The 18,252-nt window shown below is 61.5% G+C and carries 11 protein-coding genes; 5 read left to right on the plus strand and 6 right to left on the minus strand.

Annotation, left to right across the window (positions count from 1 at the left end; genetic code table 11):
- Positions 1-144 precede the first annotated feature (144 nt).
- From ACIOVD_RS26580 to tpx, 6 genes are all read right to left on the minus strand, one after another.
- Positions 145-2,220 (minus strand): putative bifunctional diguanylate cyclase/phosphodiesterase, encoded by a 2,076-nt coding sequence (locus tag ACIOVD_RS26580; protein WP_401131105.1) that lies wholly within the window; start codon positions 2,218-2,220, stop codon positions 145-147.
- Positions 2,221-2,381: 161 nt separating this feature from the next.
- On the minus strand, positions 2,382-3,875 hold the full coding sequence (locus ACIOVD_RS26585; protein WP_401131107.1) for an efflux transporter outer membrane subunit: 1,494 nt from the start codon (positions 3,873-3,875) through the stop codon (positions 2,382-2,384).
- Entirely contained in the window at positions 3,872-6,979 is a 3,108-nt protein-coding gene (locus ACIOVD_RS26590) for an efflux RND transporter permease subunit (protein WP_401131109.1), read from the minus strand. Before ACIOVD_RS26590 ends, ACIOVD_RS26585 begins: the two co-directional genes overlap by 4 nt.
- Positions 6,976-10,080 carry an MdtB/MuxB family multidrug efflux RND transporter permease subunit gene (locus ACIOVD_RS26595; protein WP_095168770.1) on the minus strand — a complete coding sequence of 1,035 codons (3,105 nt, stop codon included), beginning with the start codon at positions 10,078-10,080 and terminating at the stop codon, positions 6,976-6,978. Before ACIOVD_RS26595 ends, ACIOVD_RS26590 begins: the two co-directional genes overlap by 4 nt.
- Positions 10,077-11,393: an MdtA/MuxA family multidrug efflux RND transporter periplasmic adaptor subunit gene (locus tag ACIOVD_RS26600; RefSeq protein ID WP_401131111.1), complete on the minus strand. Its 1,317-nt coding sequence runs from the start codon at positions 11,391-11,393 to the stop codon at positions 10,077-10,079. The genes ACIOVD_RS26595 and ACIOVD_RS26600 overlap by 4 nt, the downstream gene beginning before the upstream one ends.
- A gap of 176 nt (positions 11,394-11,569) precedes the next feature.
- Positions 11,570-12,070: a thiol peroxidase gene (gene tpx, locus ACIOVD_RS26605; protein WP_095168772.1), complete on the minus strand. Its 501-nt coding sequence runs from the start codon at positions 12,068-12,070 to the stop codon at positions 11,570-11,572.
- A 489-nt stretch (positions 12,071-12,559) separates the two neighbouring features.
- On the opposite strand from tpx, the gene ACIOVD_RS26610 reads away from it, so the two are divergent.
- From ACIOVD_RS26610 to ACIOVD_RS26630, 5 genes are all read left to right on the plus strand, one after another.
- Positions 12,560-13,447 carry an RHS repeat-associated core domain-containing protein gene (locus ACIOVD_RS26610; protein WP_401131140.1) on the plus strand — a complete coding sequence of 296 codons (888 nt, stop codon included), beginning with the start codon at positions 12,560-12,562 and terminating at the stop codon, positions 13,445-13,447.
- 115 nt (positions 13,448-13,562) lie between these two features.
- Positions 13,563-14,606 (plus strand): RHS repeat-associated core domain-containing protein, encoded by a 1,044-nt coding sequence (locus ACIOVD_RS26615; protein ID WP_401131114.1) that lies wholly within the window; start codon positions 13,563-13,565, stop codon positions 14,604-14,606.
- 426 nt (positions 14,607-15,032) lie between these two features.
- Positions 15,033-15,824, plus strand: a complete 792-nt coding sequence (locus tag ACIOVD_RS26620) for a hypothetical protein (protein WP_401131116.1) — start codon at positions 15,033-15,035, stop codon at positions 15,822-15,824.
- A gap of 24 nt (positions 15,825-15,848) precedes the next feature.
- On the plus strand, positions 15,849-17,252 hold the full coding sequence (locus tag ACIOVD_RS26625) for a DUF1254 domain-containing protein (RefSeq protein WP_159995857.1): 1,404 nt from the start codon (positions 15,849-15,851) through the stop codon (positions 17,250-17,252).
- Between the two features lie 43 nt (positions 17,253-17,295).
- A complete protein-coding gene (locus ACIOVD_RS26630) occupies positions 17,296-18,201 on the plus strand; it encodes a transporter (protein ID WP_401131118.1) in 906 nt (301 codons plus the stop codon).
- The last annotated feature ends 51 nt before the right edge of the window (positions 18,202-18,252 follow it).

The raw sequence follows: 18,252 nt of genomic DNA on the forward strand, positions 1-18,252 counted from the left end.
GCTGTTCAAAAGTGAGCCGCCGTCAGGCGGAACCATAGGAGGCCGTTACCGCAAGAATGGATATGTACTCGGTCTAATCCAACACCCCAGAGGCCACTACAAAGTTGTGTAGAAACCTATGCCCATCGCGGGTAAGCCTTGCTCCTACACCACCTGCTCCGCCCGAAGAATGTCGAGCATGAAGCGTTCCGCCGGCAACGGGTGGCCCAGCAGGTAGCCTTGCAGCGAATCGCAGCCCAACTGGGTCAGGAAATCCTGCTGCATGTCGGTTTCCACGCCCTCGGCAACGATCCGCAGCCCCAATGCCTGGCCCAAGGCAACGATGGCCGAGACGATCGCGGCGTCATCGCTGTCGCGCTCCAGGTCGCGCACGAAGCCGCGATCGATTTTCAGCTCGTTGGCGGGCAGGCGCTTGAGGTACATCAGGCTCGAGTAACCGGTGCCAAAGTCATCAATGGACAGGTCGACACCCATTTCCGATAGCTGATTGAGCACCGTCATGCTCGCGTCCGCGTCGCTCATGGCCGTGGTTTCGGTGATTTCCAGGGTCAGGCTGTTGGCAGGCAGGCCGTGGGTAGCCAGGGCCTTGGCGACGCTGTGGACCAACTCGGTGTGACAGAACTGCAGCGCCGAGAGGTTCACCGCGATGCGCCAGTTGGTGTAGCCCTGCAGATGCCAGAGGCGCATCTGCCGGCAGGCTTCATTGAGCACCCAATCGCCAATCGGGATGATCAAGCCGGTTTTCTCCGCCAGTTCGATGAACTTGTCCGGCAGCAGCATGCCCTGGGTCGGGTGCTCCCAGCGCAACAGCGCTTCGGCCCCCACCGGATGACCGTTGCTGGCATCGAACTTGGGCTGGTAATACAAGCGGAACTGATCCTGTTCGAGCGCGTTGCGCAGGTCCTGCAGCAACTGCAACTGGCGCCGCGCGTTGTTGTTCATCGACACATCGAAGAAGCGATAGCCGTTCTTGCCAGTACCCTTGGCGTGGTACATCGCCGCATCGGCGTTCATCAACAGCTCTTGCGCGGTGTGGCCGTTGCCGGGATAGACCGCAATGCCGATGCTGGCCGAGATCTGTAGATCGTGCTCACCGACCCGGAACACCCGGGAAAGCAGGCCCACCTGGCGTGCTGCCAGGCGCAGCGCATCGTCCGGCTCGTGCAGTTGCACCAGCAACACGAACTCGTCACCGCCGATCCGCGCCAGGGTGTCCTGGCTGCGCAAGTCCTCGCGCAGGCGCACGCTGACCTCACGCAGCAACTGATCGCCCATGTGATGCCCGAAGGCATCGTTGACCGGTTTAAAGCCGTCCAGGTCGATGAACATCAGGGCAAAACAGCCGCTTTGTTCCTGCACCATGAGCATGGCCTGGTCGATGCGGTCGGCCAGCAACACCCGGTTGGGCAGCCCGGTCAGGGTGTCATGCAGCGCCAGTTGGGTCAGTTCGCGGTTGGCCAGGGTCAGGGAATTGGCCAGCTCCGAGGTGCGCGCCTCAAGGCGCGCGTCGAGAATCGAAGTCAGCAAGGCAATGCTCAGCACCGCCAACGTGGTCACCAGCACCAGATTGTCCAGGCCCTTGCCGCTCAAACCATCGACCGCCGCACCGCAGAAGCTGCCATCGGCAAAGCGTGCCGCAGCCATCCCGGTGTAATGCATGCCGACAATGGCCAGGCCCATGATCACCGCCGCCCCACCACGGGCGAAGCGCACATAGGGCGTGTTCTGGCGCAGGCGGAAGGCGATCCACAGCGCTGCGGCAGATGCCCCCACCGCAATCAACAGGGAGGCGCCGAACAGACTCGGGTCATAGTCGATGCCAGGGGTCATGCGCATGGCTGCCATGCCCGTGTAGTGCATGGCGCTGATGCCCGCCCCCATGATCAAGGCACCAAACCCCAACTGCCAGGCAGGTAATTGGGGTTGGCTGACCAGCCACAGGGCAAAACCGCAGGAGAGAATGGCGATCAGCAGCGACAAGGCCGTGATGCCGAAGTCATAGCCCAGGTCGATCGGCAAACTGAAGGCCAGCATGCCGATAAAGTGCATGGACCAGACTCCGACGCCCATGGCCAGTGCACCGCCGACGGTCCACAGGTGAGCCGCCCGACCCTTGGCCGTTGCGATACGCCCGGTCATGTCGAGGGCGGTGTAGGACGCCAAAACAGCCACGCAGAGCGAAATCAGGACCAGCGCAGGGGAATAGTTACCGATGAGCATCAGACTTCTCGACTATGCCCTGGCTGAAGCGTCCGTGCACCCTGGGCGAAAGTTGCCGATTGTACTGATTCCAAGGGCGAAAGCACCTGCAAAGTAATCAAAAGGCCACCAGCGCGACAGAAAGACTGTAACAAGCTCGACAAGCCCTTACGGAGCCTAGGTCATTGGCTTTCAGCGGGTATCAATTGCCCGTCCCAACCGCCGCCCAACGCCGCAATCAACTGCACGCTGGCGATCAGTCGGCTCTGCTGCAAGGTCAGCACACTGCGCTCGTTGCTCAAGGCCGTGGCCTGCACCACCACCACGTCGAGGTAGGCGATCAAGCCGGCCTTGTACTGATTCTGGATCAGGCGCAACGACTCCCGGGCGGCATCCAGCGCCTGCTGGCGCACCACGGCTTCGTCGCCCAGGACCCTGAGCTGGACCAGGTAGTTTTCTACCTCGCGAAACCCGTCGAGGACGGTCTGCCGGTACTTGGCCACGGTCTGGTCATACAGCGCCTCGTTGCGATCGACTTCCGCCGAGCGCTGGCCGCCATCGAACAGTGGCAGGTTGAGCTGCGGCCCCACCGACCAGAAACGGTTCGGCAAGCTGATCAGGTCGGTCGAGGTACTGCTGCTGTAACCACCGGACAGGCTCAGGGTCAGGTCCGGGTAGTAGGCGGCCTTGGCCACGCCGATATTGGCGTTGGCGGCAATCACCGAGCGCTCGGCCGAGGCAATATCCGGACGCCGTTCGAGCAATTGCGAAGGCAGGCCCAACGGCACTTCGGGCAAGTCCGGGATGTCCTGGGTTTCGGCCAGGGTGAATTCGGCGGGCGCCTGGCCCATCAACACCGCAATGGCGTTCTCGAACTGCGCGCGCTGCCAGATCAGGTCGATCATGTCGGCCTGGGTGCTTTTGAGCTGGGTCTGGGCCTGGGACACCGCGTCCTTGCCAGACACCCCGGCGCGGTACTGGTTTTCGGTCATTTTCAGCGAGCGCTGGTAGTTTTCCACGGTGGCCTGCAGCAGGCGCCGTTGCTGATCGATGACCCGCAGTTGCAGGTAATTCTGTACCAGCTCCGATTGCTGGCTCAGGCGCATGGCCGCCAGGTCCGCAAAGCTCGCCTCGGCGCTGGCCTCGTTGGCCTCCAGGCCGCGGCGCAGCTTGCCCCAGATATCCGCTTCCCAACTCACCCCCAACTGCGTGTTGTAGGTGTTGCGGATGCCACTGCTGGAACTGCTCAAGGATGAACTGCTGCTCCCCGTGCCCTGGCTGGAGCGGGTTTTCCCGGCGCTCAGGTCGACCGTGGGGTAAAACGCGCCCCGCGCGCTGGCGACCAGGGCCTGGGCCTGACGGTACTGGGCCTCGGCCTGGGCGACGGTCTGGTTGGAGCTGTTGAGTTTTTCCACCAGGCCATTGAGCTGCTGATCGCCATACAGCTCCCACCAGGCGCCACGGGCCAGGGAATCGCTCGGATTAGCCTGGCGCCAGCCCTGTGCCTGCTTGTACTGGGCCGGTTCTGCGACGCTGGGGCGCTGATAGTCCGGGCCGACGGCGCAGGCACTGAGCATCAGGGCGCTGAGGGAAAGGCTCAGCAATCGCGAGCCACGGGCCGTCACCAGGCGCTGGGGCGACAGGCAGTCGCGATTGAGTGGGTAACGGTCAGTCATAGCGCGGTTTCCAGAGCAGCATCGGTACGAACCCCACGCCAGCGGTTGACCCGGTGGCGCAAACGGTCGAGATAGAGGTAGACCACCGGGGTGGTATAGAGCGTCAGCACCTGGCTGAAGATCAGCCCGCCAATGATGGTCAGGCCCAGCGGCTGGCGCATTTCCGCGCCCTCGGCACTGCTCAGCAGCAAGGGCAAGGCGCCGAGGATGGCGGCCAGGGTGGTCATCAGGATCGGGCGCAAGCGCAACAGGCAGGCGCTGCGAATCGATTCCAGCGGCGCCAGGCCCTGATGGCGCTCGAGTTGCAGCGCCAGGTCGATCATCAGGATGGCGTTTTTCTTCACCACGCCGATCAGCAGGAACAACCCCAGCAATGAGATCAGGCTGAACTCGCCGCCCAGCACATAGATCGACAGCAAGGCGCCGACCCCGGCGGACGGTAGCGTGGAGAGAATGGTCAGCGGGTGCACGTAGCTTTCATACAGCACCCCAAGCACCAGGTAGACCGCCAGCAAGGCGCCGAGGATCATCCACGGCTGGCTCTTCTGGGTCGCGGCAAAGGCGTCGGCGGTGCCGGCCATCTTGGCGATCACTTCCTCTGGCAAACCGAGCTTGGCGATCGCCCGTTCAATGGCAGCCCCACCCTGCTCCACGGTCACGCCTTCAGCCATGTCAAAGGCGATGCTCTCGGAAGCAAACTGCCCTTCGTGGCTGACGCGGTCGTTTTCCAGGCTGTTTTCGTAGTGGGCAATGGCCGACAGCGGAATCCGCGCGCCGGTCGAGGTGATGACCTGCACCTGGTTGAGGGTGATCGGGTCCTGGGCATATTTGGGATTGACCTCCATCACCACCTGGTACTGGTTGAGGCTGTCGTAGATGGTGGAGATCTGCCGCTGGCTGTAGGCGTTGTTGAGCACCGAGGTGACCATGGCCATGTCGATGCCCAGGCGCTTGGCCTGGTCCCGGTCGACCACCAGTGTCACTTGCGCCGCACCACTGCCCTCGCGGGCGTCGATGGCGGTGAGCTCCGGCAGGGCCTTGAGCGCCGTCACCACTTTCGGGTACCACTCACGCAGCGCCGACAGGTCACCGCTTTGCAGGATGTAGCTGTATTGCGACGACTGCTGCTCGCGGCCACCGCCAAACTGCAGGTCCTGGTCGGCCATCAGCATCAGTTGCGCGCCGGGCACCTTGGGCATTTCCTTGCGCAGGCGCTCGATGACTTTCTGCGCCGACAGGTTACGTTCCTTGATCGGCTTGAGGCGCACCAGCATGAAGGCGTTGTTGGTACCGTTGCTGCCGCCGATGAACCCAGCGACGCTTTCCACCCCATCGTCCTTGAGCACCGCGCGGCGGAAGATCTCCATTTTTGGCTGCATCACGCTGAACGACAGCCCATCGTCACCGCGCACAAAGCCGATCAGTTGGCCGGTGTCCTGCTGTGGCAGGAAGGTCTTGGGTACCACCACGTACAGCGCCACGTTGACGCCGATAGTGATGAACAGGCTGAACAGGGTCAGGCGCGGATGGCGCAGTACCCAGTCCAGGCTGCTGGCGTAGTACTTGACCATCCAGTCGTTGGCCTTGCGGCTGCCGCGCTGCAGGCGGTTTTCCTGGCCTGGGGTATGGGGTTTCAACCAGCGGGCGCAGAGCATCGGGGTCAGGGTCAAGGACACCACCAGCGAGACCACGATCGAGGCGGCCAGGGTGATGGAGAATTCGCGGAACAGGCTCTCGATAATCCCGCCCATGAACAGGATCGAGAGGAACACCGCCACCAGCGAGACGTTCATCGACAACAGGGTGAAGCCGACTTCCTGGGCCCCCAGGTACGCCGCCTTCATCGGGGCGACGCCATCGTCGATGTGCCGGGAAATGTTCTCCAGCACCACGATGGCATCGTCCACCACCAGCCCGGTGGCCAGGATCAACGCCATCAGCGACAGGTTGTTCAGGGAAAAACCATAGAGGTACATCACCGCAAAGGTGCCGACCAGCGACACCGGGACCGCCAGCGTCGGGATCAGCGAGGCGCGGAAGTTGCCGAGGAACAGGAACACCACCAGGATCACCAGCCCCACGGCAATCAGCAGGGTCATTTCCGCTTCGTGCAGGGTGGCTTTGATCACCGGCGAACGGTCCATCGCCAGGTTCAGCTTGACGCTGGCCGGCAGCACCGCCTGCAAGGCCGGCAATTGCGCCTTGATCTCGTCGACCGTCTCGATGATGTTGGCGCCGGCCTGGCGGTTGATCACCAGCAGCACTGCCGAGTCGTCGTTGAAGAAGCCGCTGTTGTAGCGATCCTCGACGCCGTCGCTGACCTTGGCCACGTCACTGAGGCGCAACGCCGAGCCGTTCTGATAGCGGATGATCAGCGGTTCGTAGTCCTTGGCCTTCTCCAACTGGTCGTTGGCCTGCACCTGCCACATCCGCTGATCGTCTTCGATCGAGCCTTTGGGCCGGCGCACGTTGGCGTTGGCAATGGTGTTGCGCACGTCATCCAGGGCCACGCCGTACTGGTTGAGCAACTGCGGCTCGAGTTCGATGCGCACCGCCGGCAAGGAGCTGCCGCCGATCTGCACTTCGCCCACGCCCGGCACCTGGGACAGGCTTTGCGAGAGGATGGTCGAGGCCAGGTCATACAGCTGGCCTTTTTCCAGCACGTCCGAGGTCAGCGACAGCACCATGATCGGCGCCTGGGACGGGTTGACCTTCTTGTAGGTGGGCATGCTGCGCATGCCGCTGGGCAACAGGTTGCGCGAGGCGTTGATTGCCGCCTGCACTTCCCGCGCCGCGCCATTGATGTCGCGGTCCAGGTCAAATTGCAGGATCACCCGCGTCGAGCCCTGGCTGGAGCGGCTGCTCATGGTGTTGACTCCGGCGATGGCGCCGAAGGAGCGCTCCAGCGGGGTGGCCACGGTGGAGGCCATCACCTCGGGGCTGGCACCCGGCAGGCTGGCCTGGACCACGATCACCGGGAAGTCCATTTGCGGCAGTGGCGATACGGGCAGCAGGCCGAAGCTGACGCCGCCCAGGAGCATGATCGCCAGGCTCAGCAGCATGGTCGCGACCGGGCGCTTGATGAAAGGTCCGGACAGGTTCATGGCTGTTCTACCGACTCCAGGCGCTCAGGCGCGGGTCGCCAGCGCCGGCCAAGGCGGTCGAAGTACAGGTAGATCACCGGCGTGGTGAACAGCGTCAGCACCTGGCTGACCAACAGCCCGCCGACCATCACCAGGCCCAGGGGCTGGCGCAGTTCCGCGCCGGAACCGGTGGCCAGCATCAGCGGCACCGCACCGAACAGCGCGGCCAGGGTGGTCATCAGGATCGGCCGGAAGCGCAGCAGCGCCGCCTGATAGATCGCCGTCGCCGGGTCCATGCCCTGGTTGCGCTCGGCCTCGAGGGCAAAGTCGATCATCATGATCGCGTTTTTCTTGACGATACCGATCAGCAGGATGATGCCGATGATCGCGATCATCCCCAGGTCATTGCCACTCAAGAGCAACGCCAGCAAGGCCCCGACTGCCGCCGAGGGCAAGGTCGACAGAATCGTGATCGGGTGGATGTAACTCTCGTAGAGCACCCCGAGCACGATGTACATGGTCACCACGGCCGCCAGGATCAGCAGCAAGGTACTCGACAACGAGGCCTGGAACGCCTGGGCCGCACCCTGGAACTGGCTCTGCACGCCCAGTGGCATGCCGATGTCCTTCTGCACCTGTTCGATCAGTTCCACCGCCTGCCCCAATGCCACGCCGGGCGCCAGGTTGAACGACATCATCACCGCCGGGAACTGGCCGATATGGGCGATCGACAGTTGGGCCTGGCGTTCCTCGATGCGCGCCAGGCTGGACAATCGAACCTGGCCGCCGTCGGTGGTCTTGACGTGGATCTGCTCCAGCGCCTGCGGGCCGATCTTCTCGCCATCCTTGGCCTGCAGCACCACGCGGTACTGGCTGGCCTGGGTGTAGATGGTCGAGATCTGCCGCTGGCCGAAGGCGTCGTACAGGGCATCGGTGATGTTGGCCACCGACACGCCGATGCGCGAAGCCGCGTCGCGGTCGATTACCAGGTACACCTGCAGGCCCTTGTCCTGCAGGTCACTGGCGACGTCGGTCAGCTCCGGCTGGTGGCCCAGGGCTTCGACCAGGCGGCCGCTCCACAGGCTGAGCAACTCGGCATCCGGTGACGACATGCTGAACTGGTACTGGGTGCGACTGACCCGGTCTTCGATGGTCAGGTCCTGCACCGGCTGCATGAACAGGCGAATGCCCACCAGCTTGTCCAGTTGTGGCTGCAAGCGGGTGATCACCTGGGCTGCGCTGAGGTCGCGATCCTTGTGCGGCTTGAGGTTGATCAGCAGGCGGCCGCTGTTGAGCGTGGCGTTGTCGCCGTCCACGCCTATATAGGACGACAGGCTTTGCACCGCCGGGTCTTGCAGGATGATCTTGGCCAGTTCCTGTTGGCGCTGGCTCATGGCGGCGAAAGAGATGGACTGCGGCGCTTCGGAAATCCCCTGGATCACCCCGGTGTCCTGCACCGGAAAGAAGCCCTTGGGCACGATCATGTAGAGGAACACAGTGAGAGCCAGGGTGCCGATGGCCACCATCAGGGTCAGCGGCTGGTGCTTGAGCACCCACTGCAACTTGCGTCCGTAGGCAGCGATCATCCAGTCGATGCACGCGCCGCTGGCACGATAGAAACGGCCCTGCTCTTCAGGCTTGGGCTCAGGCTTGAGCAAGCGCGCACACATCATCGGCGTCAGGGTCAGGGACACTACCAGGGAAATCAGGATCGCCACCGCCAGGGTGATGGCGAACTCGCGGAACAGCCGCCCGACCACGTCGGCCATGAACAGCAGCGGAATCAGCACCGCGATCAGCGACAAGGTCAGGGAGATCAAGGTGAAACCGATCTGCTTCGCGCCCTTGAGCGCCGCCTGCAGCGGGCTGTCGCCCTCCTCGATGTAGCGCGAAATATTCTCCAGCATGACGATCGCATCGTCGACCACAAACCCCGTGGCGATGGTCAGGGCCATCAGCGTCAGGTTGTTGACCGAAAAACCGGCCAGGTACATCACCCCGAAGGTGCCGATCAACGACAGCGGCACGGCAATCGAAGGGATGATGGTGGCGCTGACGCGGCGCAGGAACAGGAAGGTCACCATCACCACCAGGGCGATGGCGATCAGCAATTCGTGCTGCACGTCGGTGACCGAGGCGCGGATGGTCTGGGTGCGGTCGGTCAGCACCGTGACATCCAGCCCGGCTGGCAGGTTGTCGGTGATGCTCGGCAGCAGCGCCTTGATCCGGTCAACCACCTCGATCACGTTGGCCCCCGGCTGGCGCTGGATATTGAGCAGCACCGCCTGGTTTTCGTTGGCCCAGGCCGCGAGGCGCTCGTTCTCGGCGCCATCGACGATCTGCGCGACATCCTTGAGCCGCAATGGCGCGCCATTGTTGTAGGCAAGGATCAGTTCGGCGTAGTCCTTGGGCGAGGTCAACTGGTCGTTGGCGTCGAGCATCGACACCCGGGTCGGGCCGTCGAAGTTGCCCTTGGGCTGGTTGACGTTGGAAGCGGCAATCAGGGTGCGCACATCCGACAGGTTCAGGCCATTGGCCGCCAGGGCCTCGGGGTTGACCTTGATCCGCACCGCCTGGCGTTGTCCGCCGGCGATGCTGACCATGCCGACGCCGCTGATCTGGGCGATTTTCTGCGCCATGCGCGTATCGACCAGGTCGTTGAGTTTGGGCAGCAGCATGGTTTTGGAGGTGATCGCCAGGGTCAGCACCGGGGTGTCCGCCGGGTTGACCTTGTTGTACACCGGCGGCGCCGGCAAATCGTTGGGCAGCAGGTTGCTGGCGGCGTTGATCGCGGCCTGCACCTGTTGCTCGGCGACGTCCATGTTGATGTCGAGGTTGAAGCGCAGGGTCAGCACCGAAGCGCCGCCGGAGCTGGTCGAGGCCATCTGGGTCAGCCCGGGCATTTGCCCGAACTGCCGCTCCAGCGGCGCGGTGACCGCACTGGTCATCACATCCGGACTGGCGCCGGGGTACAGGGTCATGACCCGGATGGTCGGATAGTCCACCTGGGGCAGTGCCGAGACCGGCAGCAGGCGATAGGCGATCAGGCCGGCCAGAACGATGGCCAGCATGCTCAGGGTAGTCGCGACCGGACGCAGGATGAACAGGCGGGAGATGTTCATGCGCCGCCCTTATGCGCCTTGCCATTGGCCTCTGGTGCAGGCGCGGCATCGCTCGCCTGGCTGTGGAGGTTGTCGGCCGGCGCGGCCGGGACCTGGTTGCTGTCGTTGACCACCTCCACCTCGCTGCCCTCTTTCAGGCGATCGGTGCCTTCCAGCACCACCCGGTCACCTGGCTTGAGGCCTTCCTTGATCACGGTGTTGTCGCCGTCGGTGGCGCCGATTTTCAGTGGGCGAATGGTGACTTTCTTGTCGCCATCCAGGGCGTAGACAAACGTGCCGTTGGTGCCGAACTGAATTGCCGCCGAGGGCGCCAGGATCACCCCCTTGAGGGTGTCAGCGAGCAAACGCACGTTGACGAACTGATTGGGGAACAGCGCCTGGTCACGGTTGTCGTAGCGCGCCTTGAATTTCAAAGTGCCGGTGGTGGTGTCGATCTGGTTGTCCAGGCTCTGCAGTACGCCGGTGGCTTGCAACTGGGTGTCGCCACGGTCCCAGGCTTCGACCGGCAGCTTGGCCCCGGAGCGGTAGCGGGCCAGCACGACGTCGAGGCTGTTCTCCGGCAAGGTGAAGGCCACGCTGATCGGTTGGGTCTGGGTGATGATCGCCAGGGCCGTGGTGTCGTTGGCCGCCACCAGGTTGCCGACATCCAGCTGGCGCAGGCCGACACGCCCGGTAATCGGCGCGCGGATGCGGGTGAATTCAAGGTTTAGCTTGGCGTCGTTGACCGCAGCCTGATTGGTCTTGACCGTCCCCTGGTACTGGCCCACCAGCGCGGCGGCGGTATCCAGGGTCTGCTTGGCGATGCTGTCCTCGGCGTACAGGCCGCGGTAGCGTTCCAGGTCCACCAGGGCGTTTTTCAATTGAGCCTGGTTCTGCAGCAGGGTCCCTTCGGCCTGGAGCAAGGCGTTCTGGTACGGGCGCGGATCGATCTCGGCGAGCAGGTCGCCGGCCTTGACCATCTGCCCTTCTTCGAAGGCGATCTTCACCAGTTCGCCGCCGACCCGACTGCGCACATTGATAGTGTTGAGCGCGGTAACAGTGCCCAGGGCCTTGTAGTACAGCGGGAAATCGCCGAGTACCGCTGGAGCCACCCGCACCGGAACCGCCCCCGCCGCGCCACCGAAACCCGGGCGCATGCCACCTGCCCTGCCGGTATGGCCGGCCGCCGCCTTGGATGCCGGGGCATCCTTGCTGGCGGAGCTGCTGGGCCAGAATTTCCAGCACAGGCCGCCAACCAGCAGCAGGACCAGCAGGCCGAACAGCCAGCGACGAGAATTACGGGAAGCGGAGGATTGCATGGAGTGATTAACCATTGGGCGCGTGGGCATCTTTATACGGGAGGCTGAAAGATAAGCACTAGAGGCCTTTTAGCAAAGCGCCTTTACCGGCAATTTACCTTCAGCTGACTTTTGCGAGTGTTTGCTAAATTACTGAAGCACAAATGAAAACGGCCTGGACAGAGCCAGGCCGTGAATAATTGTAAAGCCTATTACTTGAGAACGGCCAACGCTGCTGCGTAGTTAGGCTCTTCGGCGATTTCTTTCACCAGCTCGCTGTGCAGCACGTTGTCGTTTTCGTCCAGCACCACCACGGCACGGGCAGTCAGGCCTTTGAGTGGGCCATCGGCAATCGCTACGCCGTAGTTTTCGATGAACTCGGCACCCCGCAGGGTGGACAGGTTCTGCACGTTTTCCAGGCCTTCGGCGCCGCAGAAGCGGGCCTGGGCGAACGGCAGGTCAGCCGAGATGCACAGCACCACGGTGTTGGCCACGTCATTGGCCTGGGCGTTGAAGGTACGCACCGAGGTCGCGCAGGTCGGGGTGTCGACGCTTGGGAAAATGTTCAGCACTTTACGTTTGCCGGCGAAGTCCGCCAGGGTCACGTCCGACAGATTGCCGGCAACCAGGGAAAAGGCTGGTGCCTTGGCACCGGCTTGTGGCAGTTGGCCGTTGACCTGGACTGGGTTGCCTTTGAGAGTGACTTGAGCCATGAACAGTATCCTTATTAATGCAGTGGTTATGAACAATCGTCTGGTGTTGCGAGGAGCCAAAGTTAACCACGAATGTGCCAGTGAGCCTACCCCGGCAAGCTGTCAGACAATTCCTTGTACTGACCGCGAAGTGTGCCCCCTGAAATTGGCGCGACCTGCGGCATTGACAATCCGACCCCACCCCTTACGCACAGCGTTCCCTAGCAGTTCTGCCAGTAGACAACGCTGGCGCCGACGCCCAACCTGAAGGCCCGCAATCATGAGCACAGAGGACCTCGCGCCATGCCTGCAGACCGTGCCTTCGTACTCTGCAACTACCGCTACGATCCGCTGGACCGGCTCGTCGCTACCTCACCGTCCGGGCAGTCACCGCTGCAACGTTTTTACTGCAAGAGCCGACTGGCCACGGAAATCCAAGGGCTGTTGCGGCACACGATTATTCAGCACGACGACCAGTTGCTGGCGCAGCTGCAACGTAACGGGGATCAAATGACGGCCACATTACTGGCCACCGACCAGCAGCGTTCGGTGCTGCATGCACTTGGCGGCGGTGTACGTCATCCCATCGCCTATTCACCTTATGGTCATCACCCCGCCGACAGTGGATTGCTGAGCCTGCTGGGGTTCCATGGTGAACGGCGGGATCCGGTGACCGGGCACTATCTGTTGGGCAATGGTTATCGGGCGTTTAATCCGGTGTTGATGAGATTTAACAGTCCAGACAGTTGGAGTCCATTTGGAATGGGTGGGCTGAATGCTTACGCATACGGTATTGGAAACCCTCATAGACTGGACCCAACAGGGCACATATCACTGGCTTTGCTGGCGCTAACGCAAAGGAGTTCATCAGCAGCGACACTACAATTAGCTAGCGCCGGGAGTTCAGGCGCACTTGCAAGTTCAAGCATCAGTCGGGTTGCAGGCAGTGTACCCGCCCCTTCCTCCAGCCCTATAGCAATGCCTTCTTTCAACTATCGAACATCAGTCTCGGGCCACACTACCCTTCAATCAGCAAACGGACGTGGTTCCCTTGAGTCACTGGCATCATCTTCTTCGCTGAGTTCCAGGCGCTCCTCGCAATCCATATCGCAATTTGGTTCAACCGACTCAATCAACTCTATTGACTGGTCGGACTCCCTCAGCTCAACCGGTACACCATCATCGAGCCCAGGACGCAGAGCTCCTTCAATAGACTCAGACTGGTCTGGCTCTGGCAGGCCCTTGAGCCGTGTGCAAGTAGATAGGGTGATAGCAGTCCCACCGGCGTTAGTCGCATACGCTACAACGGGATCGATGCCTCAACCCCAATTTCCCACGTTTATCGAACCAACTATCCCTACGCCTGCAGTGCAGAATGGCTCCGTACGCCGTCTGTAATGGTCAGATCGTCCCTACCTCCCAGCTCGCGCCCTAGTAGTTCTGCCAGTAGACAACGCTGGCGCCGACGCCCAACCTGAAGGCCGGCAATCATGAGCACAGAGGACCTCGCGCCATGCCTTCAGACCGTGCCTTCGTACTCTGCTACTACCGCTACGATCCGCTGGACCGGCTCGTCGCTACCTCACCGTCCGGGCAGTCGCCGCTGCAACGTTTTTACTGCAAGACCCGACTGGCCACGGAAATCCAAGGGCAACTGCGGCACACGATTGTTCAGCACGAAGACCAGTTGCTGGCGCAGCTGCAGCGTAACGGGGTTCAAATGGCGGCCACATTACTGGCCACCGACCAGCAGCGTTCGGTGCTACATGCACTTGGCGGCGGTGTACGTCATCCCGTCGCCTATTCACCTTATGGTCATCACCCCGCCGACAGCGGATTGCTGAGCCTGCTGGGGTTCCATGGTGAACGGCGGGATCCAGTGACCGGGCACTATCTGTTGGGCAATGGTTATCGGGCGTTTAATCCGGTGCTGATGAGATTTAATAGCCCAGACAGCTGGAGTCCATTTGGGGAGGGAGGAGTGAATCCCTACGTGTACTGCCTAGGGGACCCGACAAATCGAAGTGATCGCAATGGGCATGCTCCCTCACTCACTTTGCTCATTCAAAACCAGCAATTGCTTGGGAGTAAACGCATAGCTACCACTTCAACTGCCACGACGACACCGATGGGGCTTTTTGAAAAGTTAAGAGGCATGCCACATATCACTGAAGCCATAATCAGGCACTTACCCACGAACGACCTGATTTCGCTTGCTTCCACATCAAAAGCCATGAAAGACACCGTGTACTCTGCCGCCACCCCTGTTTCAACGCTACTGGGCCAGGCCAATACGCCCTCGCAACTGGAGAACAATCTTGGCCTTATAACAGCTGCACGACGCATCGCCAGCGGCGAGATTCAAGGAATGCTACCCGCACAGCTAAATCAAGCGGGCATCAATCCCAACTACATCCCAATCATCGAGATCCCTCCCGGCTCGGGATATGTAAGCCGTCTGGATATGCAAAGCAGGTATCAATCTGAGCAGGCTGCCAAAATTCGCCAAGCAACCTGGAGAATCAATAATTTGTACAACAGACCGAACCAATACTAACCCTATGATTCGTCCAGGCTAAGTGAGGATTTATCGCTGATCGAAAACGTTCCGGGGAGGCCTTAGTTCCTCGATCAGAAAGCGCAGCCCCCCTCAATCCGGTAACCGTACCCTGTCTTTTGAACATTTCATCCCTGAAATGCCAGTTGCAGACCTCACGGATCGTCAACGCCCAAGACTCGACCTCAGCTGTTGAGGCTCCACCGCACATTCCCCGCTTAATCCAATGAATCCAATGAGTTTTATTGAAAAACCTTACGTGAACTGCGACACATATCGAAATATTTAATGACGACGAGCGGTCGTTAGCGTGTTTAATGCTAACCAAGCCTGACGTGTCCTACGGCTCTCCAGAATAAATACTACAAAGCAATCGACCATCAAGCCCTGACGCGATGATCGAGCCAACAGGGATATGAAGGAACGATGTCAAAGGGAATTTCACGCAGCGTCCTGCTGCTGGCCGTCACACTGCTGCCTGCTGCTGGTGCGCTGGCCGACAACGCCGAGACCGCCAACAAGAGCAACAACCCGCTGAGCCTGGCGCCCGGCGCCAACCTTCAGGACTACTACACCCCGCAACTCTTCGACAGCAACGCCCACACCAACGATGCCTTGTTGCGCGGCACCTTGCCGATGGCCGCCAATGACTTCATCGCAGTCCCGCAGTTGCTGCGCGCGACCCTGCCCATCAGCACCCGCCCCGATCCACACAGTGGCTACAGCACCGGCATCGGTGATCTGAACCTGTTCGACATTTTCCTGCTCAAGACCGAAGGCGTGCAGTTGGGCATCGGCCCGCAGATCACCGCGCCGACCGCCGAACAGGATGAGTTGGGCACCGGCAAATGGCAGGCTGGCCTGGCCGCCGTGGCCATCGATGCGACGCCCCGTGGCCTGCTGGGCGCACTGGTGCAGTATCAAAGCTCGTTCGCTGGTGACCACGACCGGGCACACGTCGAAACCGCCACCTTGCAGCCTTTTCTCATGCACAACCTGGAAAAAGGCTGGTACCTGCGCTCCACGGGCACCTGGACCTTCGACCTGAAGAACAACACCCATTACATCCCCATCGGTTTTGGTGCGGGCAAGGCCTGGAAATCCGGCAGCAACATCATCAACGCCTTCGTTGAACCGCAATGGACGGTCGAGCGCAAGGGTGATGGCCTGCCGCAGTTCACGCTGTTTGCCGGCATCAACGTGACCTTCGGCAAATAACCGCGCGACCCACAGGACAGTGCCATGACTTTTGCAAAACCGACCCGTCTGTTGCTCGCTGGCGTCTCGCTGCTGCTCAGCGCCAGCGCCTGGGCCGATTTCACGGCCAGCCCCGAAGAGGCCCGCGGGATCGCCAAGGAGGCCTACCTCTACGGCTTCCCGGTGGTGGAGATGTACAAGACCCTGTACACCCAGGCCGTGGACAAGACAGGGGCGAATTTCAAGGCACCGTTCAACCGTATCGGCAACACCGCCAAGGTGTTCACGCCCAAGGACACTGCGTTTGTCACGCCCAACTCGGACACCCCCTACTCCTTCGTGTGGATGGACCTGCGCGCCGAACCGCTGGTCCTGACTTTGCCGCAGATAGCCGAGGAGCGTTATTACTCGGTGCAACTGATCGACCTCTTCACGCACAACTTCGCGTACCTGGGCACCCGCAGCACCGGTAACAAAGGCGGACACTTCATGGTGGTCGGGCCGGATTGGAAAGGCCAGCAACCGGTCAACATCGATCGCGTGGTGCGCAGCGAAAGCAACATCGCCTACGCCCTCTATCGCACCCAACTGTTCGATGACAAAGATCTGGAAAAGGTCCGGAAAATCCAGGGCAACTACAAGGTCCAGACCCTGAGCCAATACCTCAAGCAACCGGCACCGGCGACCCCGGCGAAGATCAGTTGGCCGAAACCGACCGCCAGCATGACCGACAGCCCGGAGCTGTTTCGCTACCTGAATTTCATGCTGGCCTTCGCCCCGGCCCAGGACTCCGAGAAAGACCTGCTCGCGCGTTTCGCCAGGATCGGCATCGTTGCCGGCCAGCCGTTCGACCTCAAGACCCTCAGTGTCGAACAACGCAAGGCCCTGGACGATGGCATCAGTGACGCCAAGGCCGAGTTCGCCGCCTTCAAGAAAGACCAGGTGGACACCCATCAGGTCGTCAGCGGCGACTTCTTCGGCACCCGTGATCACCTGAACAACAACTACCTGTACCGCTACGCGGGCGCCAACATGGGCATCTTCGGCAACTCCGCCGATGAAGCGGCGTATATCGGTTACTTCGTCGACAGCAGCGGCAAACCGGCCAACGGCGCCAAGCACAGCTACACCCTGCACTTTGCCAAGGACCAATTGCCGCCGGCGGATGCCTTCTGGTCGCTGACCATGTACGACGGCAAGAGCAAGCTGCTGGTAGCCAACCACCAGCAACGCTACCTGATCAATTCACGCATGCTGCCCAACCTCAAGCGCGATGCCGATGGCGGCTTGACCCTCTACGTGCAGCACTCGGTGCCACTCAAGGAGCAGCGCAGCAACTGGTTGCCAGCACCCCACGGCCCGTTCTATGCGGTATTGCGCTTGTACCTGCCCAAGCCCGAAGTCGCCAATGGCCAGTGGAAACAGCCAGCACTGACACCGATCAACTGATCAAGCCGGCCCAGCCGAATTACCTTCTACAAGGAGCACACCGATGGGTTTTACCTCCAAACTGGGTCGCTTGGGCGTCTTCACCCTGGCGTTGACACCTGTTCTCGCCGCTGCCGACAACGCCCGGGACTGGCAGAACCTGCCGACCGACCTGAACATGGTCTTCGGCTATTACAACCGGATCGACAGCAACACCCCGATCGACACCGCGTTGCCGCTAGACGGCCTGTCGGTCAATGCCGACCTGTACATCGCCCGATTTGCCCGCTCGTTCGCCATTGACGGGCGCAACAGCGCGATCCAGGTCCTGCAGCCTTACGCCGACATCTCCGCCTCGTTCGACAACGCCGAGTTCTTCAAGGGCACCAAGCGCAACGGCGGCATGGCCGACACCCAGGTAGTGCTGGTGCACAATATCTTCGGCGGCCCGGCGCTGACCCAGGAGGAGTTTGCCAACTGGACCCCGGAAACCTTCCTCACCGGCGCACTCTGGGTCACCGCCCCCACGGGCGACTATGACAAGAACCGGGTGATCAACATCGGCGCCAACCGCTGGGCCTTCAAGCCGGAAATTGCCTTTGGCACGCCAATCGGCCCGACCTGGCTGGAGCTCAACACCTACGTCTCGCTGTACGGCGACAACGATGACTACCACGGCGACGGCACGCTCGAACAAAAGGCCCTATACGCCATTGAAGGACACTACAGCTACACCTTCAACCGTGCGCTGTGGGCATCGCTGGATGCCACCTACAACCGCGGCGGCGAAACCCGGATCAACGGTGACTGGCAGGACAACAAGCAAGAGAACGGCATCCTCGGCGCCAGCCTGGGCTTTATGCTCTCGCCGCAGTTCGGCGGCCTGATCGCCTATTCCGACACCGTCGCCGAACGCAGCGGTTCGCCGGACGTCAACACCTGGACCTTGCGTCTTCAGTACGCCTGGTAAGAGAGAGCTGAGCGATGGGATCTTCAAGGATACGTCCGGGTCCAGTCTTTG

Origin of the sequence: Pseudomonas sp. NPDC087626 (assembly GCF_044743405.1) — a bacterium.
Classification (GTDB): Bacteria; Pseudomonadota; Gammaproteobacteria; order Pseudomonadales; family Pseudomonadaceae; genus Aquipseudomonas.